This window comes from Kitasatospora sp. NPDC058478 (assembly GCF_042720345.1).
Taxonomy (GTDB): domain Bacteria; phylum Actinomycetota; class Actinomycetes; order Streptomycetales; family Streptomycetaceae; genus Kitasatospora.
The window spans coordinates 1-20,574 of record NZ_JBHXML010000086.1 but is presented as its reverse complement, the minus strand read 5'-3'; the positions used below and the strand labels follow the sequence as shown (position 1 = coordinate 20,574).

Annotated in this window: 16 protein-coding genes and 1 pseudogene; 7 read left to right on the top strand and 10 right to left on the bottom strand. The window is 69.3% G+C overall.

All coding sequences use genetic code 11. The features are described from left to right. Positions 1-159 precede the first annotated feature (159 nt). The 4 genes from ACFWPT_RS35360 to ACFWPT_RS35345 all read right to left on the bottom strand — a co-directional run bounded on the left by ACFWPT_RS35360 (position 160) and on the right by ACFWPT_RS35345 (position 2,711). Entirely contained in the window at positions 160-543 is a 384-nt protein-coding gene (locus ACFWPT_RS35360) for a hypothetical protein (protein WP_380486867.1), read from the bottom strand. An 802-nt stretch (positions 544-1,345) separates the two neighbouring features. Then, on the bottom strand, positions 1,346-1,720 hold the full coding sequence (locus tag ACFWPT_RS35355; protein ID WP_380486865.1) for a hypothetical protein: 375 nt from the start codon (positions 1,718-1,720) through the stop codon (positions 1,346-1,348). Between the two features lie 40 nt (positions 1,721-1,760). Beyond that, positions 1,761-2,309 (bottom strand): restriction endonuclease fold toxin-2 domain-containing protein, encoded by a 549-nt coding sequence (locus ACFWPT_RS35350; protein WP_380486863.1) that lies wholly within the window; start codon positions 2,307-2,309, stop codon positions 1,761-1,763. 249 nt (positions 2,310-2,558) lie between these two features. Further along, positions 2,559-2,711, bottom strand: coding sequence for a hypothetical protein (locus tag ACFWPT_RS35345; protein WP_380486861.1), 153 nt, complete (start codon positions 2,709-2,711; stop codon positions 2,559-2,561). A gap of 892 nt (positions 2,712-3,603) precedes the next feature. Between ACFWPT_RS35345 and ACFWPT_RS35340 the strand changes: the two genes are divergently transcribed. Beyond that, entirely contained in the window at positions 3,604-3,837 is a 234-nt protein-coding gene (locus ACFWPT_RS35340) for a hypothetical protein (protein WP_380486859.1), read from the top strand. Positions 3,838-3,891: 54 nt separating this feature from the next. On the opposite strand, the gene istB is transcribed toward ACFWPT_RS35340, so the two are convergent. The 3 genes from istB to ACFWPT_RS35325 all read right to left on the bottom strand — a co-directional run bounded on the left by istB (position 3,892) and on the right by ACFWPT_RS35325 (position 7,020). After that, positions 3,892-4,692, bottom strand: a complete 801-nt coding sequence (istB, locus tag ACFWPT_RS35335) for an IS21-like element helper ATPase IstB (protein ID WP_380486857.1) — start codon at positions 4,690-4,692, stop codon at positions 3,892-3,894. A gap of 11 nt (positions 4,693-4,703) precedes the next feature. Then, positions 4,704-6,326: an IS21 family transposase gene (gene istA, locus ACFWPT_RS35330; protein ID WP_380486904.1), complete on the bottom strand. Its 1,623-nt coding sequence runs from the start codon at positions 6,324-6,326 to the stop codon at positions 4,704-4,706. Positions 6,327-6,453: 127 nt separating this feature from the next. Continuing rightward, positions 6,454-7,020 carry a hypothetical protein gene (locus tag ACFWPT_RS35325; RefSeq protein WP_380486855.1) on the bottom strand — a complete coding sequence of 189 codons (567 nt, stop codon included), beginning with the start codon at positions 7,018-7,020 and terminating at the stop codon, positions 6,454-6,456. Between the two features lie 96 nt (positions 7,021-7,116). On the opposite strand from ACFWPT_RS35325, the gene ACFWPT_RS35320 reads away from it, so the two are divergent. Further along, positions 7,117-7,869, top strand: a complete 753-nt coding sequence (locus ACFWPT_RS35320; protein ID WP_380486853.1) for a hypothetical protein — start codon at positions 7,117-7,119, stop codon at positions 7,867-7,869. Between the two features lie 913 nt (positions 7,870-8,782). Continuing rightward, positions 8,783-13,639: a glycosyl hydrolase family 18 protein gene (locus tag ACFWPT_RS35315; RefSeq protein WP_380378935.1), complete on the top strand. Its 4,857-nt coding sequence runs from the start codon at positions 8,783-8,785 to the stop codon at positions 13,637-13,639. A 66-nt stretch (positions 13,640-13,705) separates the two neighbouring features. Here the strand turns inward: ACFWPT_RS35315 and ACFWPT_RS35310 are convergent. Both ACFWPT_RS35310 and ACFWPT_RS35305 read right to left on the bottom strand, forming a co-directional pair. Next, positions 13,706-13,891, bottom strand: a pseudogene (locus ACFWPT_RS35310) (IS5/IS1182 family transposase); the annotation flags it as partial. A 45-nt stretch (positions 13,892-13,936) separates the two neighbouring features. Next, a complete protein-coding gene (locus ACFWPT_RS35305; RefSeq protein WP_380378937.1) occupies positions 13,937-14,260 on the bottom strand; it encodes a hypothetical protein in 324 nt (107 codons plus the stop codon). 505 nt (positions 14,261-14,765) lie between these two features. Between ACFWPT_RS35305 and ACFWPT_RS35300 the strand changes: the two genes are divergently transcribed. After that, a complete protein-coding gene (locus tag ACFWPT_RS35300) occupies positions 14,766-15,344 on the top strand; it encodes a hypothetical protein (RefSeq protein ID WP_380486851.1) in 579 nt (192 codons plus the stop codon). 558 nt (positions 15,345-15,902) lie between these two features. Here the strand turns inward: ACFWPT_RS35300 and ACFWPT_RS35295 are convergent. Continuing rightward, on the bottom strand, positions 15,903-16,277 hold the full coding sequence (locus tag ACFWPT_RS35295; RefSeq protein WP_380425312.1) for an ML domain-containing protein: 375 nt from the start codon (positions 16,275-16,277) through the stop codon (positions 15,903-15,905). Positions 16,278-16,691: 414 nt separating this feature from the next. On the opposite strand from ACFWPT_RS35295, the gene ACFWPT_RS35290 reads away from it, so the two are divergent. The 3 genes from ACFWPT_RS35290 to ACFWPT_RS35280 all read left to right on the top strand — a co-directional run bounded on the left by ACFWPT_RS35290 (position 16,692) and on the right by ACFWPT_RS35280 (position 20,308). After that, on the top strand, positions 16,692-17,330 hold the full coding sequence (locus tag ACFWPT_RS35290; protein WP_380486849.1) for a hypothetical protein: 639 nt from the start codon (positions 16,692-16,694) through the stop codon (positions 17,328-17,330). 108 nt (positions 17,331-17,438) lie between these two features. Further along, complete coding sequence (locus ACFWPT_RS35285; protein WP_380486847.1) at positions 17,439-18,197, top strand: TnsA-like heteromeric transposase endonuclease subunit; 759 nt, start codon at positions 17,439-17,441, stop codon at positions 18,195-18,197. 119 nt (positions 18,198-18,316) lie between these two features. Next, positions 18,317-20,308: an integrase gene (locus ACFWPT_RS35280; RefSeq protein WP_380486902.1), complete on the top strand. Its 1,992-nt coding sequence runs from the start codon at positions 18,317-18,319 to the stop codon at positions 20,306-20,308. The last annotated feature ends 266 nt before the right edge of the window (positions 20,309-20,574 follow it).

Sequence of the window (20,574 nt, the reverse complement as noted above, 5' to 3'; positions counted from 1 at the left end):
CCTCCTCTGGAGTGCCCGGCCGTCGTTTGACCTGTGCTGATGCAGAGTGAGGTCACGGCGGTGATCCAGGTCACCTGGATCGCCGATATGCCCTCATGCAGGCGGTGCACGACGCTGATGCGGTAGCCGGAGTCGGGGCCCGGTTTGGCATCAAGTTCATTAACACCGAGGGATGTTGGGGTTCCGATCGACGGTGTTCGCGTTGTTGTCGACGTATCCGGCGAACGTCCAACCCGGCGAGTACACGTAGTTCGAAGCGCCCGGGTACCAGACGTAGGTGACGCGGTACCAGGTGTCTCCCCAGTTACCGATGCTCTCGCCGACCTGCCAGCAGTCGGCCCAGATCTCGGAGCCCGGGGGCAGATCCGCCGCGCCGGTCTTGCCCGAGGTGTTGGGGTTGTTGTAGATACCGACCCAGTTGCTGGTGGTTGTTCGGACCCAAGCGGAGGCAGCGGCGCTGTCTGCCCCCGAAATCACCACACCAGCGCTGATTGCCAAGGCCGCCGCGACTGTTCCGATGCGGCGTCCCACCTTGATCCTCATACGTTGCTCCTCGGTGTCTGGCGCGAGTAGTGCGCTTCGCCGGCACGACGGCACCCGCCGCACCGGATTGCCCGTCGTGGCCCGGCCGTTGGCCGGACCTGTCTCGTCATCGGAGACCGGAACCTGCAAGACGCCTGCTTCCGACGGGCCGTGCCCGATGGGCACCCAGCGGAAGCGGTTGCCCAGAGGCTGTGGGCAGGCGTCTTCGAGCTGTCCTGGTACCGTGCCCGTCCCCGTGCCCCAGGTTGACAGGCCAACACCCGGATGAGGAAGGAGGAACCCCATGCGAAGCGGTAGAACGTCGCCCGCGACGGGATTGTCAGCCACGCGCACCGCGAATCGGCGGACCTGCACCTGAGACGGGTGAGATACCACCAGGTCCAGTGGGACAGGCCACGAACCCGCAGGACAACCGGTGGTCCCCGCGACGGAACGCCCCCGTTTTGCCAGAAGGGTTGAGACGAAGTGGAAGATCGGGAGCACGCAGGATCTGGCGAGCAGCAGGCCAGCGGGCCGAGCGCTCGTCCGGGGGTTGAGGAGTATTCGACCGGAAACCGGTGCCCGTACTCCTCTGCGACCGACCGCTGGAGACAATGCCCGCAGGGCCGGACCCGCGGTCGGGGGGTTCGGCCGTCCCGGTGTCGTGCGGGACGGCCGGCGCAGTCTCGCCGGGTCGAGATCGAAGTCGAGGTCGAAGTCGAGGTCGAGAGGGAAGGGGGCGGTAAGGGCGGTGGTCTCGCCGACCCCGACGACCGTGTCGTGCGCAGTGTCTTGCAGGCCGACGCGATGGAGGCCGGGATGGTCAGGCCGAAAAGTCCTCGATGAACGCGTCCAGGCCCCTGGACAGGTCCAGTGGCTGAAGTTCCGCGTCGTAGTCGACCCACCACATCGCGGGGGTAGAGGGGGCGAGTTCGTGTAGCACGGTGTAGATGACGGTCAGGGGTGCCGACAGGGGCGCGCGGTCTTCGAATGAGAAGGCGTGGTGTCGCAGGTTGTACGACAACTCTGTCGGCCGGCCAGGTTCCAGCTGGGCCTGGATCTCCAGGAAGTGTTCGAAGGCGCCGCTCACCACGGCGTCGGGCCAGTGCCTGGTGACGCACTGCTTCACTTGGTCGCCCGTGAACGGCCAGGGGCCGACCTGTTCCTGGTCAGAGCTGATGTAGTAGCTGGCACCCACCGGTGTTCTCGTTTCTCTCGGTGTATCTCGTTGTGTGGTGTCAGGGTTCGACCCGAACGCGGCCGGTGACGCCCTGAGCGATCATTGGGCCTTGGAGGTAGGCGGACGCTTTGCGATCGTTGGTGATCAGTTCGAGGTGGTTGACTTTGTTCCGGGGATCCTTGAGAGCCGACGCGTACTTCTCCGGCTTCTTCGCCTCGCCGTCCATGGTGTTCTCGTACACGAAGTCGATCACACCATCGGCATTGTTCAGTCGGAACGGCGACTTGCAGCTCTTCTGTTGACCGATGTACTTCGCGTCGATCGCCGCCCCGTCCTCCGGCCGCACTCCGTCGGCGTCCATGCCCAGCTCCCGGCCCTTTCCCGGGTCGGTCACCGTGGTGTACAGGCGGTACTCGGTCGATCCGGCCACCCGGACCTGGTAGGCGCGCCGCGCGCCGATCTTGGGATCGCCCTTGACGGACGGGCCCAGCGCCTGGAGGGTACGGCCGTCCGCTTCCATCTGCGTCATCCAGGCGCGGATGTCGGCCTGCTGCTGCGCGGGCAGCACCGGGAACGGACTGGTCGGGTCGTGGGGCAGCGGCGGCATCCCGGGGGTGACCGTGAACGGGGGCGGATTGGGGGGCGGGCGCCGCTGCGACGTCGGTTGCCCCGGCGAGTACGACGGCCGTGGTCGCGGTGGCGGTGACGGCCACCCCGACCGGGATCAGATTCGCCGCCGCGGCGTCGACAACGGCCACGGCCTCGGCGGCGATCGCGAGGTCCTCAAGCTTGTCGCGCAGGTCCTCGACCTGCTTGGCGTAGGCCTCGCAGGCCTGTCCGAGCTTGTATGCCGCTTCTACGCGGCCGGATCGTACGCGGCGGCGAACCTCCTGCCCGCGTTGTCGTCGCCCGCCATACCCGCAGCATCGTCCATGGAGAACACCAGGCTGCGGTGGAGCTGCACCCCGGCGTTCTGCAGGTCCGTGAACCCGGCAGAGGAGATTAGCATGTCCGCCGGCTCGACGTGAAAGCTCGTCACTGCCGCCCCCGAAAGACTCAATACGCCACCGTCTCCACCGTAGCGCGCCAATGACGTCCGATGAACTGGAGAAGGCGACGTCGGCAACAGGCGTGGTGGCCGGTGCACAGCACAGGCCGAAGAGCTTCCCGGGCATTTCCCGGACCGAGGAATTCGGCAGCTTGCCCTGGGGCGAGGGGGAGACGGTCGGGTGGTTCTCGTCGACGACGGCCTGTTGCTGTTGCCTCCAGGCGTCGGATGCGTTCCTGAGGACCTGCCGGGCCTCGGCGTCGACCCTCTGTGTTTGGGCCTTGGCCAGGCGGGTGGGGCTGGCGAGGAGTTTCACCACGCTGGTGAGGCAGACGGTGCAGTCGAGACACTCCGGGGCGGTGTTGAGGCAGACCTGCTGGAAGGCGCTGCGTGAGGGTGGAGGTGGGGGGCGCACTTCGGGCGGGCCCGTCCGGGGACGGTGACGCGCACCCCGGCCGCAACCACGACGTAGTGCTGTCGGCCCGCCCCAGCCGCCTGTATCGACCGCGCTGGCCTTCTCGGAGCAGACAGGAACGGGCTGGTGGCTGCGTAGGTGAGACCTGACAGCACTTGTCGGCGAGTTCCGACAGCGGTTGTCGATCTGTTCGACGGGAAATGTTGCCGAGAAGTGGCAGCGCTTGGGTCGTGTCGCTCTGGTGGAACTCGGTGGAACAGCGCGCCGGGCATGGACCATGATCTGCCCATGGAACGAGTTATTGATCTCGATGAGGCGGCTGCAGAAGTAGCTGATCGGGCGCCGGGGTGGCGGGCTCGTGGTCTGACAGTGGGCCGGGTGACCTGGCGCGATGAAGCCGCTCCCTGGCCTCGGCGACTTGAGACGGACAGGTCGTTGGTGAACGATCCTGACTCAGTTGGTGTGCTCATCTCGGGTCCGGCAGAGGGTGAGCTGTCGGCTGTGCTGTTCCGTGGGGGCTGGGCCGATGTCGACTTCGTCGCCGGCATGGACGACGCCGGCGCTCTTCCGGCCTCGGATATCGCTTCAGCTCGGGAGTTCGGAGTCCGGCTCGACCGCTGGGTGGTCCGTGTGTTCGGTCGGTCCTCCCATTCGGGCGAGCCGAACCTGTGATGGGGGTCTTCCTCGGCGCCTGTCGGCTGCAGCCGAGGAAGACCCTGCGGATCCTCAGCCAGCAGCTGCCGCTTGCTGTTCGGCCCGGGCGCGGGTGGTAGCGAGGCGGTAGGAGTCGGTTCCCGTCTCGATGATGTTGCCGCCGAAGGTGAGTCGGTCGACGATGGCCGCGCAGAGACGGGGGTCGGTGAAGGTCTTGGTCCAGCCGCCGAACGACTCGTTGGAGGCGATGGCGACGCTGTTCTTCTCCTCGCGCTCGGTCAGAACCTGAAACAGAAGCTCGGCGCCCCTGCGGTCGAGTTCCATGTATCCGAGTTCGTCGATGCACAAAAGATCGACGCGGCCGTAGCGGGCGATGGTCTTGGTGAGCTGCTTCTCGTCGGCGGCCTCGACGAGCTCGTTGACGAGCTTGGTGGCCAGCACGTACTTGACCCGGAAGCCGGCCATCGCGGCCTCGGTGCCGAGCGCGATCAGCAGGTGGGACTTGCCGGTGCCGGAGTCGCCGATGAGGCAGAGCGGCAGGCTCTTCTTGATCCACTCGCAGGTGGCGAGTGTGTGGATCATCGCCGGGTCGATGCTGGGGTTCGCGTCGAAGTCGAACTTCCGCAACGACTTGTCACGGGGGAACCCGGCGGCCTTGATCCGGCGCTCGGAACGCCGCCGGGCCCGATCGTCACACTCGGACATCAGCAGTTCGGCGAGGAACCCGAGGTAGGACATCTGCTCGCGCGAGGCCGTCTCCGCGAGTTCGGGGAACTGGGCTCGGATGGTGGGCAGCCGCAGCATCCGGCAGGCCTGGTCGATGGCCGCGTTGGCGGCCTGCTCGGTGAGTCCTCGCTGGCGGGGGAAGGTCACGGTGCTCTCCTTCAGGTGGTGGTCGGGCGGTCCGGCCGCCGGTGTCGCAGCAGCTGGTCGTAGTGGGCGACCGAGGGCAGCGGCCGGGTGTCGGGCGGCAGGTGGGCCAGGCGCCGCACGGTCAGGGACGTCACCTTCGCGCGGTCAGCCGCGGGCGGCTCCAGCTCGGCCGGCTCCGCGGTGTCGGCTTCGGCCGCCTTGCGGGCCTCCAGCGCGACGGCGTCGGCGGTCAGCGCCCCCGCCTTCAGGGCGACCGCGAGACCGGCGACCAGGTGCTCGTGGGGCAGGTGGCGGCCCAGCAGCAGGACCTCGATCAGGGCCCGGGTGCCGTCGCGCTCGCCGTGGGCCTTGCGGGCCGCCGCCCACCAGGCGTCGTGGACCGGGGTGAACCTGCCCGCCGAGCGGGCCTGGTCAAGCGCGGTCGCCCCGGGCAGGGCGCCGGGTTTGCGGACCAGCACCTCAAGGTAGTGATCGAGGTCGAGGCGGGTGCCGCCCTTGGCGATCAGCCGCTCGTGCCGGGCGACCTCCTCCCGTCCGTCATGGACGACCACCTCGGAGGCGTGCAGCATCACGCGGACGGTCCGGCCGATCAGCCGCACCGGCACCGAGTACCGGTTCGTGCGGACGCTGATCTGGCTGTATCGGTCGACCCGCAGCGTGAACAGCCGTCCCGTCTCGAACGGCTCGTCCGGCAGCGGCGCCAGCAGCGGTTGCTCGGCGGCGAAGTACTCGCCGATGGTGCGGGGCCGGGAGCGGATCCGGCGGGCGTCGTCCTGCTCGTCCCACCGCTCGATCATCGCGTTCAGCTCCGCGAGCGTGGCGACCTCGGGCACCGGGACCAGGTGGTTGCGGCGGAACCAGCCGATCTGGCCCTCGACGCCGCCCTTCTCGTGGGCGCCGCCGATGCCGGGCTGGCAGTAGAGGGCGTCGAGGGCATAGTGCGAGCGGAACGCCGTCCAGCGGTCGGCCTCCACCCGCTGGCGGGAGAAGCCCAGCACCTGGGCGACCGCGGCCCTAAGGTTGTCGTAGCGGACCTTCCCGGTCGGCACCCCGCCGAGCACGTTGAGAGCGTGGACGTGGCCCTCGAAGAACGCCTCCTGGCCGGCCGAGGCGAAGATTCGGTGCACCGCCTTGCCCGAGTAGGACAGCCGGAACGCGAAGAGGTAGCAGGTCACCAGTTCACCGGCCAGACGCACCGTCACGTCCCCGAAGTCGACCTCCGCCTCAGCACCGGGCTTGTGGGTCTGCGGCACGAACGCGTCCGCCGTGCCCCGGCCCGCCTCGATGCGGATCTCCTCGCGCCGCGACGCCACGTAGCCGCGGACCATCTGGTAGGAGATCTCGTCCGCGTCGTGCTCGTCCACCAGCCGGTCGAAGATCCGCTTCACGGTGTGGCGTTGCTTGCGCGGCGCGTCCAGATCGGCCCACAGCATCTGGTCGATCAACGGCTTGAACGGGTCCAGCCTGGTCGCCCTCGGCCGCAGCTTCTTCCGCGGCTCCGGCCAGGCCGACGACAACGCCTTCTGCACCGTGCGGAACCCGACGCCGTACTTGCGTTCCAACGCACGGCCGGACAGGCCCGCCCGGGAGTCGCGGCGGATCGCCGCGTACAGATCGACCTTGGACTTCGGCAGCACCCACGCCCCCTCGTCGTGCAGAGCACAACCATGGTCCCGAAGCAAGCACCCGGGTGCTGTCAAAACTCAGCGACATCACTCTCCCGTGGCACAGGACGCTGTCGTCGCTGACCGACAGGTGCTGTCACAACTCACCTACAAAGCCACACGCCCTCTGCGGGAACCAGTGAGGGAGGTCGTCGAGGGCCTCGATGGGAAAGAACACCGGCCGGGTGAGCAGGCGGTCGTACGCCCGCTGGACGTTGACCACCACGCCTAGGAGGTCCGATCGGGGCACGCCCAGGCTCATGTACGACAGCTCGGCATCGCGTTCCTCCATCCACTCCCCCATCACGGAGGGAGTCCGGCCCACGAACGCGGTGCCCTCCACGGTGACCTGCGGCCCGCGCCGGGCGTCCACCGCGACGCCGGACAACCGCTCGTCCTGGTAGTACAGGTGCAGGCCGAACTCCCGGTACACGCCCTCACCGACCCTCCAGGTGTCGTCTCCCAGTCCGCCGGTCCACGTCCGGTGCTCGACCTCCTCGGTGACACCAAGCAGAGCCTGCGTCACCTCGTCAGCGCTCATACCGAAACGCAACGGCCCCACCGCCGTGAACTGCTCCAACACCCACTGCACACGCTCCTCGTCCGGCCGAACACGCCACCACTCCTCAAACATGATCAACATCCTGCCCTCCACCACTGACACGGAGACAAGCAGAGCACCCCCGGAATACGGCCCAGGACGGGCGGCACCCGGCACCCGGCAGCCGGCGGCACCGTCGGCCGTCGATAGGCTGACGGCATGGCAGGCCTACTGCAGTTCGGCGCACTGCTGGCGCACCTGACGGGCCACCGGTCCCTCGGCTCCGCCACGCTCGCGTCAGCGGCCGGCACCGACCCAGCAGAGCTGCAAGCCGTGCTCGGCGGGCAGCCGCCGACCGGACGGCTACTGAGGGACCTCGGACCGGTACTCGGTCTGCACGCCGCCGACCTGTTCGTTCTCTCCGGACAACCGATTCCCGACGACCTGACACCGATCACCCGCAACCCGAACTGGTCGATCAGCACCGTCGTCTACAACACGATGGTCATGCCCGCCGAGAACCGGCGACCGCTGCTGGACGCGATCCGGGCGCAGCCCTTGGTGCGGCGTGAGGGGCGTGGCGGGGTCGACCGGCCGTACCACCGGTACGAGCCGGGCTTCGGCGCGGTGCTCCTGGAGCTCGCCCACAGCCGGAACCTCACCTGGCCAAGCACGGCCAGGGCCCTGTATGCAGTCACCGACGGACGGATCTACCTGTCTGCGTCCACCATCGGCGGGGTCGGCCGCGGCACCGTCGAAGCAACCCCCGAGCTAATAGCCGGCTTCGCCGGCGTGCTCGGTATTCCCGCCCCCGACCTCGCAGCGCTCGGTGGCATCCACCTACCCGACAACCTGCCGCCGCTCCACTCCCGGGCCGCGGACCTGGCCACGATCATCTGGGAAGCCCGGCGCCTGACCACCGCCCAGCTCCAGGACGTCGAACTCACCGCCCACCACCTCGCCAGCCGCTGAGCCACCTCTCCCACCAGGACGGCCTGACGGACAGCCGACCCGCGACGGCGGCGCAGCAAGGCGGGCAGGGCGTAGCCGGGCGAGGGCGGACCGGGGGCGAGCGGGACCCGGACCTGCCGGGGCCGGGCGCACCAGGCCCGGAACGGCAGCACAGCACCGCCCCGAGCGACGCGCACGGCACCAGGCACAGCGGCCGGCCATCGGCGTGCCGGGCCCCCTTCGCGGGAGTTCATAGTGGCCAGTCGCCGGCCTCCTGGCGGGCGACGTCGCACCCTGCGGCATGACCCCAGTTCCGCCCGCACCCGCTGCAGCGCGGGAGCGGCCGGTCGTCGTCGGGGTCCAAGTACTCGTCCCACTCGTCCTCATCCATGCCCCGGTCAACGACCGAGACGACGAGCAGCGACAGGCACGGCCGCGAGGACGCAGCCCGGCCCCAACAAACCGAACACCGACCCCGCCACCACCCACGGCAAAGCAATTCCGACCCGAACTCAAACCACCACAGGTGGCGAATCCGACAAAACAACCCAACGAAATACCCGGAGGAATTCACACCCGAATCCACGCCCAACACCCACCGACCCCACCCAGCGAGACCGACCGGACCCCCCGACCCCACCCACCACCACACACAGTCACCAAACCAGCCACCCGACACCACCCACCGGACACCCCCGACAGGCACAACCAAAGGTCCAGACAACCCCGCGCGAGAGGCCATTCCAGGCCCCACAACACCAACAGGTCACACCCAGCGGCCGGGCACAGAAAAGGTGCCCGCCACCAGCCGGCGAGCGGCGCCGGGGCGCCCGGCGTTGACGGGTCATCAACTTTTCGTATACGAGCCCGCCTTACGCTCCGCGCATCAGTACCCGCCCGGCGCACCGCCGGGACCGACGATTGCGAGAAGCCCGTGCAGACCTTAGCCCTCCCGGCCAGGCCCCCAGCGGGGCGCTGGCCGGCCCGCCTGCTGGCCACGGCGCTGGCCGCGCTGCTGGTGCTCGGCACCCTGAGCTGGCTGGCGCCGCCGGCCGGCGCGTGGAGCAACTACAGCACCCGCTACCGGCAGATCATCAACGAGATCCGCGCCAACACCAGCGCGCCGCTGCGGGAGAACGTCCGGGCGCTGACCCGCGCCGACGGCTACTACCTCCAGGAGATCGGCGGGCTGGGGCGCACCAGCGAATCGGTCATGCTGATCCTCAGTCGGGAGAACCTCTACATCCGAGGGTTCCTGGTCCCCGACCGCCGGAACGCGCCGCGGCTGATCCTGTTCGGCGGGCTCCCGGACGTCGCCGACATCCGGAATGACCTCAACATCACCGACGGTGCCGATGTCGAGATCATGCACTTCGGCGACGCCTACCGGGACATGACGGGGGAGGCGAACCGGGGGCTGCCCACCGACGCCCCGAGCCGGACCACGTTGGAGGGGCTGACCATCACCCAGGACACGATGCGGAACGCCATCCGCGACGTGCTCACCCGGCCCGCCGACAACGACGACGCGGCCCGCCGCACCCGGGCCCAGAACATGATGAGGATCACGGTCGCCCTCGCCGAGGGCGCCCGGATCGCCGACGTGGCCGGCGTGAACGCCAACGGCGGCGGGGACACCGAACGGGGCCTGTTCGGCGCGTTCGCCAACAGCATCTTCACCAACCGGACGTGGACGGTCGGGACCGCCAACCAAAGGCTGATCCAGGGCGGTTGGAACGAGGCCACCGACGACGCCTGGGGCTGGACCCGGGACGCCACCTACCAGCCGCCGGCCTCCCACCGGTTCACCAACTGGCTGGGGATCTCCGCCGCCTTCGCCGTGCTCGGCGGGCGCTGCGCCGGCGGCGGTGGCAGCGGCGGCCGGGCCGCACTGGCGGCCGACACCTGCCCGGCGGTCGCACCGGTGGACGCCGCGACCAGCGTGGGCGCCAGCGAGGCGTACCTCTTCCACGGCCCGTTCAACGCCCGGATCAGGTACCAGATCGGCGGCTCGGGAGACGCCTTCACCGAGGGCCCGCAGTCGATCTACGAGAGCTGGCCGCTGCTGCGCGGCACCTCGTTCGCGATGGGCGTGGACTCGGCGCTGTACCGGTCCACCTCGGCCGGCGGGGAGATGTACTTCACCAAGGGCTCGATCGCGATCCGGCTCGACGACATCCGGATGGACGACAAGAACGCGGGCCGGATGGCCGTCAGCGGCTCGATCTGCGGCGTGTTCGGGCTCTGCGAGGCGCCCTTCGCCTCGGGCATCGACTCCATGGTGTCGGCCGAGCGGGACACCCTGTACGTCTTCTCGGGCGGCAAGTACGCGCGGCTGCGGCTGTCCTCCGAAGGCCGCTGGCAGACCATGTACATCAAGGAGGTCGCCACCGAGTGGCCGGTGCTCAAGGACACCCCGTTCGTGAGCAAGATCGACGCGGTGTTCAGCCAGGCCGCGGGCGGGACCTCTGGGCCGGGCGTCAAGAACCGCCTGATGATGTTCTCCGGTGACCGCTACGTCCGGCTGATCGCCCAGGTCAACGGCACCGACGACAAGATCGAGAACGGCCCGATGAGCGTCTGCGAGGGCTGGCCGCTGCTCTGCGGCACGATGTTCGACGCCGCCGAGCGGGTGCGCAGGTCCAGCCGGGAAGGCGGGCTGCCGCCCGACGTCGACCAGATGCCGACCGACCCGCTGAGCGATCCGAACTACCTCTTCGGCTGGGCGATCGACGGCGGCCAGGTGCGGAACAAGGCCAACGGCAAGTGCCTCGACGTGGACACCCGCGACCGCGACGGCAGGGCCGACGGCGGACGCGTCCAGCAGTGGGGCTGCGGGGGCAGCGTCAACCAGCGCTGGCAGGGCGGCAACGCGTCCGGCGACGGTTCGACCACCCTGGTCAGCGCGCACAGCGGCAAGTGCCTGGACCTGGACGTGCGCACCAACGCCGTCCAGCAGTGGGCCTGCGGCGGCGGGGCCAACCAGTCCTGGCAGCGCGACGGCGACCTGCTGCGCAACAAGCAGACCGGCACCTGTCTGGTCAGCACCGGGCCCGACGACGGCCGCGGGCTGGGCGTGGCCCCCTGCCCGGGGTCCACCCAGGGACAGGACCCCACCGGGGCCGGCGACCCGGTCGACCCCTCGGACGGCAACGACACCGGCGGCCCGCGCCCGGCCCGCCCGTCCGCGCAGGCCGAGTGCCGCCCGGACGGCATGGCCGTCACCCCGGGCACCGACACCCGCTACTGCGACGTCTACCAGGGCGACGGCCGCGAGTGGCTCGGCCAGGACCGCAGCCGCCGGGTGGTCGGCTACTTCACCGGCTGGCGCACCGGCCAGGACGGCTCACCCCGGTACCTGGTGAAGAACATCCCGTGGAACAAGGTCACCCACGTCAACTACGCCTTCGCGAAGGTCGGCACGGACAACCGGATCTCGGTCGGCGACGAGGCCGTCAAGACGACCTGGCCGGGCGTGCCCGGCGCAGAGATGGACCCCAGCCTGCCCTACCAGGGCCACTTCAACCTGCTCACCCGCTACAAGCGCCAGCACCCGCGGGTCAAGACCCTGATCTCGGTGGGCGGCTGGGCGGAGACCTCCGGCTTCTACGCGATGGCCACCAACGCGGACGGCAGCGTCAACCAGGCCGGCATCGACACCTTCGCCGGCTCGGTCGTCGACTTCCTCGCCACGTACGGCTTCGACGGCGTCGACGTCGACTACGAGTACCCGACCGCGCTGCCCGACGCCGGCAACCCGAAGGACTGGTCCACCGCCAACCCGCGCCGCAAGGGCCTGGGCGCCGGCTACAACGCGCTGATGAAGACCCTGCGGGAGAAGCTCGACCGCTCCGGCCACTACTACCTGCTCACCTCCGCCGGCTCCTCCTCCGGCTACCTGGTGCGCGGCCAGGAGAACCAGCCCGCCCTCCAGTACCAGGACTTCGTCAACGTGATGTCCTACGACCTGCACGGCTCGTGGAACTACTTCGTCGGCCCGCAGGCCCCGCTCTACGACGGCGGCGACGACGCCGAGCTCGACGTAGCGAGCGTCTACGCCGCGCCGGAGTACCGCAGGACCGGCTACTTCAACACCGACTGGGCGTACCACTACTACCGCGGCGCGCTCCAGCCCGGCCGGATCAACCTCGGCATCCCCTACTACACCCGCGGCTGGAAGGACGTCCAGGGCGGCACCGACGGCCTGTGGGGCTCCTCCGTCCGGCCCGACCAGGCCAACTGCCCGCCGGGCACCGGCGGCAAGGGCGGCCGGGTGGCCTGCGGCAGCGGCGCGGTCGGCATCGACAACCTCTGGCACGACACCGAGGGCGGCCAGGAGGTCCCGGCCGGCTCCAACCCGCTCTGGCACGCCAAGAACCTCCAGGACGGCCGCCAGCCCGGCTACCTGGGCGGCTACGGCCTCACCCCCGGCAGCGACCCGGACGACCGGCTCACCGGCGGCTACGCCCGCAAGTGGAGCGACCAGCTCAAGTCGAGCTGGCTGTGGAACGCCGACAAGAAGGTCTTCCTGTCCACCGAGGACGAGCAGTCGGTGGCCGCCAAGACCCAGTACGTCCTCGACAAGGGCATCGGCGGCGTCATGCTCTGGGAGCTGGCCGGCGACTACGCCCAACGCCCCGGCGGCGAGTACGGCATGGGCTACACCCTGACCAGCCAGATCGACCAGGCGCTGCGCGGCAAGCCCGCCTACGGCAACACCCGCGCCAACCGGCCGCTGCCCGCCCAGGCCGTGGACGTGAAGGTCGAACTGGCCGACTTCCCGGGCGACCTCAAGGACATGTGGCCGATCCAGCCCAAGCTGCGGATCACCAACAACACCCCGGTGGCGCTCGGCGCGGGCACCGAGGTCTCCTTCGACATCCCGACCTCCACCCCGGCCCTGCTCAAGGACGAGGGGTGGAAGGAGATGCCCGGGGTCGAACCCGGCCACACCGGCCCCAACGCGGGCGGGCTCACCGGGGACTTCCACCGGGTGACGGTCAAACTCGGCTACTGCGAGGACATCCCGCCCGGCACCAGCCGGGACGTCGGGATCAAGTACTACCTGCCGATCACCGGCCCCGCCAACGTGATCGTCCGGATCAACGGGAAGGACTACGGCTCGACCGGCGACCTGCGGCGCGCCACCGGCACCGTCACCCCGCCCGCCCCGGCCGCCGCCACCGTCTGCCAGGCCGAGGACTGGCAGCGCGGCAAGGCCTACAGCCCCACCGGCGGGCGCCTCTGGGCGGCCTGGGACAAGGGCGCGCAGGGCTGGCAGTTCGAGTACCAGGGCCTGCTGATCGACCACAACCCGGACCAGTCCCGGGTCCACCTGGTGGAGCCGATCGCAACCAACCCCAACCAGTACTGGCGGGTCGAGGACGCGGGCGGCGGCTGGTCCAGGATCACCAACGGCGGCCGCTGCCTGAACGCCGTCGAACAGCGCAAGGACCTCTCCACCGGCCCCTGCACCGGCGGTGACGGCCAGAAGTGGCGGTTCGTCCCGGTCGACCCCGCCTCCGGCACCGAGGGCGCCCCGGTCGGCAAACCCGTGCACGGCAAGGCGTTCAAGCTCCGCTCGGCGAACGGCCTCGACGCCGAGGCCGCGAACGGCAGCACCACCCGGCTGACGCACGTCTGGGCGGGCGACCCGGCCGGCTCCTCCTCGGCGGCGTACGCGGCCTGGAAGGGCTCCTACTGGTACGCGCAGTGGTGGACCCAGGCCGAACCCGGCACCGCGGAGGCCAACGGCAGTTCCCCGTGGCGCAAGCTCGGCCGCAAGCCGTAGCACCCGTCGTCACGAACCCACCGCGCCCTGGCACGCTCGGACTCTGTTGGTTAATCCGGTGTCTCGTTACCTCGCCCCGCCGAGCTGCTTTTGCTCGGCGGGGCGAGGCCGTGCGAAGTGGCCGGTGCGAGTTCGGGCCTGTGGTGTGTCGGTGAGGTGGGCTTCGATGCGGGCGAGGTTGATCGCGGCGCCGGTGAGCTGGTGCTGGAGGCCGGTCTTGGGCAGGCCCCGATAGCGGGATCTGCGCAGGCCGGGCGGGCGCCGGTGCCTCGCCAGCTCTGGACGTGGGTCGGAGAGTCAGGCGTGCACTCCGGCCGCCGCCCATGCGGTGGTGATCCGGCGGTAGGCGTTGACGACGGCCTCGTCCCGCGCCTGGTCCAGGACGACGGCGGTGGCCACCACCTGGATGTCCGGCAGGTCGAGCATCAGTACCGACACCGTCTTCTCCAGGTCCGCGGTGAACCGCTCCACCGTGCGCGGCGGGGTGAACAGCTCGTTGCCCAGGTCCTCCAGGAGCTCGCGCACCGCGTCCGTGTCCGGGTCGCCGGCCACCGTGCGGCGCAGCACCAGCAGGACGTCCCAGAGGGCTTCCAGTTTCCAGGCGGGCAGCGCGTACAGCACGACCTGGCCCGCACAGCCGTCGTCGGGAACGGCGGTGGAGTGCCAGCCAGAGAAGATCCTTCGGCAACGACCTGACCATCCCCCAGCTCCTGATCGCCTCCTCGTCCTCCAACAGCAGCAAGGGCGACAGCGGCCCCGACCAGTGGAAGCCCAAGAACACCGCCTTCTGGTGCACCTACGCCGAGGACTACACCCACGTGAAGTACGTGTGGCAGCTCACCACCACGACCGCCGAGGTCAACGCCCTCAGCAGCATGCTCGACACCTGCTCCTGACCCACGCCACCGTGCCCCGGGCCCATGCCCGGGGCACGGCACACCAACAACGAGCAGACGCAGCCAGACGAAGCCGCAGGCAGGCGGAGGTGCCAGCGAGGCGTCTGTGGGCGGCGTCGGTGGTCTGTCGGGCCTGGTGGGCCTGGTGGGCCAGCATCCGCGAGGAACGATCCTGTATCAGTGTGCTGGAACTGCTGAAGCCATGGCCCGGGTTCTCCCAGCCTGGCTGCATGGACTCCGCCATCATCACGCCCGTTCTGTCCACCGCTGCCGCCACGATCAGCGGTATCGGTGCGGCGCTGCTGACGTCTGGCCGGACGCTGAAGCTGGAGCAACGGCGCCAGCAAGCTGACCGCGACCGGGAGACCCTCACCGCCCGGCGCGATTCCTACGCCGCTGTGCTGCGGGCGGGGACTCTTGTCGTGAACCGCTGGTGGGAGGTGGTCGACCTCGTTGGCGTCGCTCCGCGCGACCGGGACCGGGCGGCGGTGCGGGATGCCTATGTGCGGGTCCTGGCGAGTTGGGACGAGTACAGCGTGGCCTTGCAGGTTGCCCGTATGAACTGGCCGCCTGATGATCTCGGTGCCTTGGACGACGTCAGTTCGGTGATGGAGGAGTTCGACCGCTCTGGCAACGTGCTCTACGCCTCGGCGGGAAGCGGGCGCGTCGTCGATCGGGACCTTGAGCTGTTCCGTGCTGCTCTTGGGCGCTGGCGGCTGGCGATACGGGAGTTCGGCCAGCACGCGGGCTCGATCGTCAACGCACCCGACCCCAGGAGGCCACGCCGCCGCTGGCCCGCTCGGCGCTGAACGGACCGTCGGCCTCACGTCACACGATCGGCTCGCTCCCCGGCGCATCTTGCCTGCCGAAGGAGCGCTACTGGGCGACCATCGTCTGCTGCACCAGGCGGTGGTCGCCCAGGCCACTCACACTCGGTGCTTGGCCGGGTAGAGCTTGGCGTGGAGCACTCGGTCCTCCCGCCACGGATCATCCGGAGCGGAGACCAGGGCGGCCACCTGCTCGCGCTTGGTCGGGGCGGGCAGCACCAACGTCTCCCGGCCGCTGGCACACTGCGGGCACTCCAACCGGTCCGGACCGGCCTCCTCGTGTTCTCTGCCATCGGTTCTTGAGCGATTGACAGCGAAGGTTGACCAACGTGGTTTTCTGCCGCTGAAGATTGATCGCCCCAGCTCAGCGCCCTTCCCAGGCGGCTCCCAGGGGTGCTCGGCTCGGGCGGCCCCGCTGACGGCTGGCGCCGCCACCCAGTGAGGAAGCCCGTCGCGCTGCGCAGCTGGCAACGACCACACCAGACCCGAGTAGCGGTCGGTGCGGTCTGGGGCGGCGTTGCCGCCCCAGACCGGGGTGCGTCAGGTTGAGAGGGAGAAGCTGATGGTGATGCGGGCGATCTCGTTGTTCTTCTGGTCGGTGAACGTCAGGGTCCCCGTGTACTTGCCCTTGGGTGCATCGGTGGGAATGTAGAACGTGACCGGCGGGACGTAGGGGCCCACCACGGCTGCGGAGAGAGCTGACGCCTCGTTCACCAGGGATACCATCCCGAACTTGATCACGGTCTGGACTGAGCCGCTGGCGATGGGACCGGTGAGCGTGCCGGTTGGGGTCACGGTGAGGGCCTGTCCTCTGACCGGCTCCTGCGGGTCGAAGGACACGCTGGAGACCTTGAAGTTGTCACTTGAGGTCCCCGTGTTGTTCCAGGTGACGCTACCGGTTGAAGGGGTGGTCATATGGTGCTCCGCTTCCGGGAGGTGAACATCTCTCCTGACGCAAACAACGTACTGGGGCAACAGCCCCCGGGCCCGTCAGCCAAGGAAGACTGCAGAGATTGCTGGCGCCAGCCGTCAGCGGGGCCGTCCGAGCCGAGCCCCTCTGGAGCCGCCTGGGAAGGGCGCTGAGCTGGGGCGATCAATCTTCAGCGGCAGAAAACCACGTTGGTCAACCTTCGCTGTCAATCGCTCAAGAACCGATGGCAGAGAACAGTTCGGGTGGTGGCTCTGCTGCGGGTGCCGGCTGTCCCGTCTCGGTCGATCTGGCCCTTGTCTCAGATGATCTGGACCAATTCGCTCGACGTCTCAGATGATCTTGTAGAGCCAGGTGCCCGGCTCTCTGGTCTCGCTCGCAGCCTGACTATGGTGGCGGTCGTGGAGACCTCCGACTCGCCCTTGGCGATACGTGCATGCTGGCTCTCGTGGATCGCGGTCCATGGCGCCAACCAGGCCGATCTTGTCGCGCAACTTGGCCTCAGGAACGTGCGCGAGACAACCTGGGCAGACGGTGTCGATCTCATCGACGAGGTTGCGCACAGTGGCGAGGAGCGATTCTCAACAGTCGTGATCACCCCATCAATCGAGGGATGGACCTTGATCGTCGGGGCGTGGTGCGGGCTGCCCTATCTGACGCGCACCGACCTCGTCACGGACCTGTGCCAACAGCTGAGCTCGGAATTCGGACGAGCTCAGGCCTACTTCCATAGCGAGCAGAACGACGGCGAGGCGTGGCTGATCGCCGAAGGCGGTGCCGTTATCAGGCGGTGGATCGCCGAATACCCCGAGCTGGCGCTGGGCGAGCCTTTTGGCGTCGAGCGCCGCCTTCTGGATGTGTTCGGCATCCCAGGCAAGCCCGAAGACCTCGACCCCGAGGACGACAGGGCCAGCAGTTGGGCGGCTACTTGGGGTGACTGCGACGCGCCTACCGTCGCTGCGGAATCGAGCCTCGATCCCCGGCAGATCGGGCCGGACACCAGTGCATCCGGAATCGTCCTCGTCGCCGACACGGTTTGAGGCGGGCTGTCACCCTTTCGCGTGACGTCTCCGGCTCTCGGCCATGGTGGCCCGCAGGGTGCTCCACCCTCGCAGTGACGGGGGGTTCCCGGCAGGGCGGAGGTGTTCGTGGACGGGGCCGCAGCAGTGGCCGTTGCCTGGGAGTACGCCTCGGGCGTCGAGGTCGGGTTCATCGACGCTGAAGGCGTCGAGCGTTCCGGCCCGTTGGCGTGCTGGTGGGCGGAGCCCTTCGAACTGGCACTGCCAGTAAGGTCGTTCGCCTCGTTCAAGGGGCAGAAGAACTTCACCGGCGAGTACTGGGCGGCGACCTCGCGGACCCAGGTGGGCTATGAGTCGTGGGTGGAGAGGGACGCGGCGATGACGTTGGACTTCGATCCCGCTGTCGTCGCGCTGGCCTCGCAGCCCTTCCGCCTTGTCTGGACGGACGGGGAGCGGGAGCGCGGGCATACCCCGGACTACTTCGCCCGGTTGCTGGACGGCACAGGTGTCGTTGTCGACGTGCGACCGCAGGACCTGGTCGATGAGGCCACCGCCGAGGTCTTCGCGTTCACCGCGCGGATCTGCGAGGCGGTGGGCTGGCAGTTCCGCCACCTCGGCGACCTGGACCAGCCCTACCGGGCGAACCTGCGCTGGCTGGCCCGCTACCGACACCGCCGCTGCCATCGCGCGCCGGTGGCCGACCGGCTGCGGGAGGTCTTCACCGAGCCGCTGCCCCTGCTCGCGGGGGCTGAGCGGGTCGGGGACCGGCTGGCCGTATTGCCGGTGCTCTACCACCTGCTCTGGCGGCACGAACTGACGGCGGACCTGACGACGGCCCCACTGGGCGCCGCCACCCCGGTGCACCTGGCGTCCCGGGAACGACCGTGAATTCCGCGCGACCCGGGCAGCTGCGGCTCGGCGACCGAATCAGATTTCAGAAGCACACCTACACGGTTGTCGGCCTGACCGGGATGCGGGTCCGGCTGGCCGACGCCCACGGGATCGGCATGCTCGTCGACCAGGTCCACCTACAGTCCGCGGAGGACTTCACGGTGCTTGGGGCCGGCGACCGCACCGCGCTGGGCTCGGCCGTGCTGCTGGACACGCTGCCCAGGCCAGTGGCCGAGCGCGCTCTGTGGTGGCAGCGGCACCTGGTCGAACTCCTCACCGGCCTGCCGCCCGACGCCCCGGCTGGGAGCGGGGTCAAGCCCGAGTACGACCCGGCCTGCCGCTCACTGGCGGAACGCGAGCGGGCGAAGGCAGCCGAGCTGACCGCGCTGGGCGAAGAGGTCACGACGCGGACGGTGAAGCGCAAGCGCCAGCAGTACGAGGCCGGCGGAATCGCGGCGGTGGTAGACCGCCGGCTCGCCCCGCACGCCTCGCTGCTCGGCCGGGCCGATCCGCGGGTGGTGGCGGCGATCCGCCAGGCGATCAGCGAGAGCGTCTCCGCCTCCACCCGCACGATCGAGTACGCACGCTGGCGGACCGAGCGGATCCTGGACGCCGAACACGGCCAGGACGCGGTGGGGATGCCGTCGCGGGCCACGTTCTACCGGCTCTTCGACAAGCTGTCGCACGGCGTCCACGTCACCGGATCGGCCCGCACCCGCCGCTCGTTGGCCGACCAGCCCGAGGGGCCGTTCCGCTACGAGTCGGTCGCGGCCCCGGGCGAGCTGATGCAGATCGACTCCACCCCGCTGGACGTGCTGGTGCGGTTGGACGAGGGGATCCCCGGTCGCGTCGAGCTCACCGGACTGGTCGACGTCGCCACCCGCACCATCGCCGCCGCCGTGGTGCGGCCGACCACCAAGTCGGTGGACGCGTCGCTGCTGCTGGCCCGCGCGCTGACCCCGGAGCCGATGCGACCGGGCTGGGCTCAGGCGCTTGCGATGTCCCGCTCGGTGCTGCCGCACCGCAGGCTGCTGTCCCTGGACGAGCGCCTCGAACACGCCGCCGCCCGACCGGTGATCATCCCCGAGATGATCGTCTGTGACCGGGGCAAGGCCTTCATCTCGGATAACTTCCGCTCCGCCTGCCGCACCCTGGAAATCACCTTCCAGCCCTGCCACCCGCGCTCCCCGGCGGAGAAGCCCCACATCGAACGCACGCTTGAATCAGTGGCCACCCTGTTCTGCCAGTTCATCCCCGGCTATCTCGGCCGCACCGCCGAACACCGCGGCCGAGGCGTGGAGGACGAACCACTGTGGTCGATGCTGGAAATCCAGGAATTCCTGGACGAATGGCTTGTCGCCAAGTGGCAGAACAGACCCCACGACGGGCTCCGCGATCCGGGTATCCCCGGCCGCACTTTCACCCCGAACCAGAAGTACGCCGCCTTGGTCGAGAGCGCCGGCTATGTCCCCCTCGCCCTCGGCGGCGACGACTACGTGGAGCTGCTGCCCGCGACCTGGCGGGCCGTCAACTCCTATGGAATCAAGATCAACAACCGGATCTACGACTGCCATGACCCGAGCTCGTTCCGTCGTCAGTCCTCGGGCGTCACGCGCAAAAGGAACCTGTGGGAGATCCACCGCGACCCCTACGACGCCAACTGGATCTGGATGCGCAACCACTGGGAGACCGGCTGGATCCCAGTCCCCTGGAAACATCTCGGCAGTGTCCCGCAACCCTTCGGCGACCTGGCCTGGGACCACGCGGCAGCCGACCTGCGGAGCAACGGCAACCCGATGCCAACCGAGGAGGAGACCGCCCAGGCCGTTGCCAGGCTGCTGGTCAGAGCCAACCAGGGACCGACCGTTCAGGGCGACGGTCCGCCCGCCCGGCCGTCCAAGCGCGATCAGCGCGTCGCTGCCCGGACCCGCGCCGCCGCCGAGAGCCCCGGACCACGTCCACCCAGGCCAGAGGCGCCGCCAGCCACCGAGTATGAGTCGCCCCTCCTCGATGACGAGGCCGTGGACGGCACAGATGACGAGCCGATCGCGAAGGTTATCCCGCTCGGCGTCTTCGACCCCTTCAAGGAGGCGGACAAGCGATGGTGACCGCGATCGGACCCACCCCCGGCCAGGATTCGGACTCGGGCCGTCAGCACGGATGGCGACGCGCCCTCGACCGCGAAGACCTGCACCGCTACCTCACCACCCTGGAGGGCTGGCGGGAGTTTGAGGTTCCCCCGAGGTGCGGAAGGTTGCCGGAGATGGCCTGATGGGCCGTGAGAAGGGAGCCTCTGTCATGGCTGCACCGATGAAGTACCCCAATGCCGCGTAGTTAAGGGGTGGTTGGGCTGGTCAAGACCACGTCCGGGTGA

Excerpts from the sequence above, each read along its gene's own strand:
- ACFWPT_RS35360 (WP_380486867.1), bottom strand. The coding sequence starts at position 543 with ATGAGGATCAAGGTGGGACGCCGCATCGGAACAGTCGCGGCGGCCTTG.
- ACFWPT_RS35350 (WP_380486863.1), bottom strand. The coding sequence starts at position 2,309 with ATGCCGCCGCTGCCCCACGACCCGACCAGTCCGTTCCCGGTGCTGCCC.
- ACFWPT_RS35345 (WP_380486861.1), bottom strand. The coding sequence starts at position 2,711 with ATGCTAATCTCCTCTGCCGGGTTCACGGACCTGCAGAACGCCGGGGTG.
- ACFWPT_RS35320 (WP_380486853.1), top strand. The coding sequence starts at position 7,117 with ATGGCAGGCCTACTGCAGTTCGGCGCACTGCTGGCGCACCTGACGGGC.
- ACFWPT_RS35300 (WP_380486851.1), top strand. The coding sequence starts at position 14,766 with ATGGACTCCGCCATCATCACGCCCGTTCTGTCCACCGCTGCCGCCACG.
- ACFWPT_RS35295 (WP_380425312.1), bottom strand. The coding sequence starts at position 16,277 with ATGACCACCCCTTCAACCGGTAGCGTCACCTGGAACAACACGGGGACC.
- ACFWPT_RS35280 (WP_380486902.1), top strand. The coding sequence starts at position 18,317 with ATGCTCGTCGACCAGGTCCACCTACAGTCCGCGGAGGACTTCACGGTG.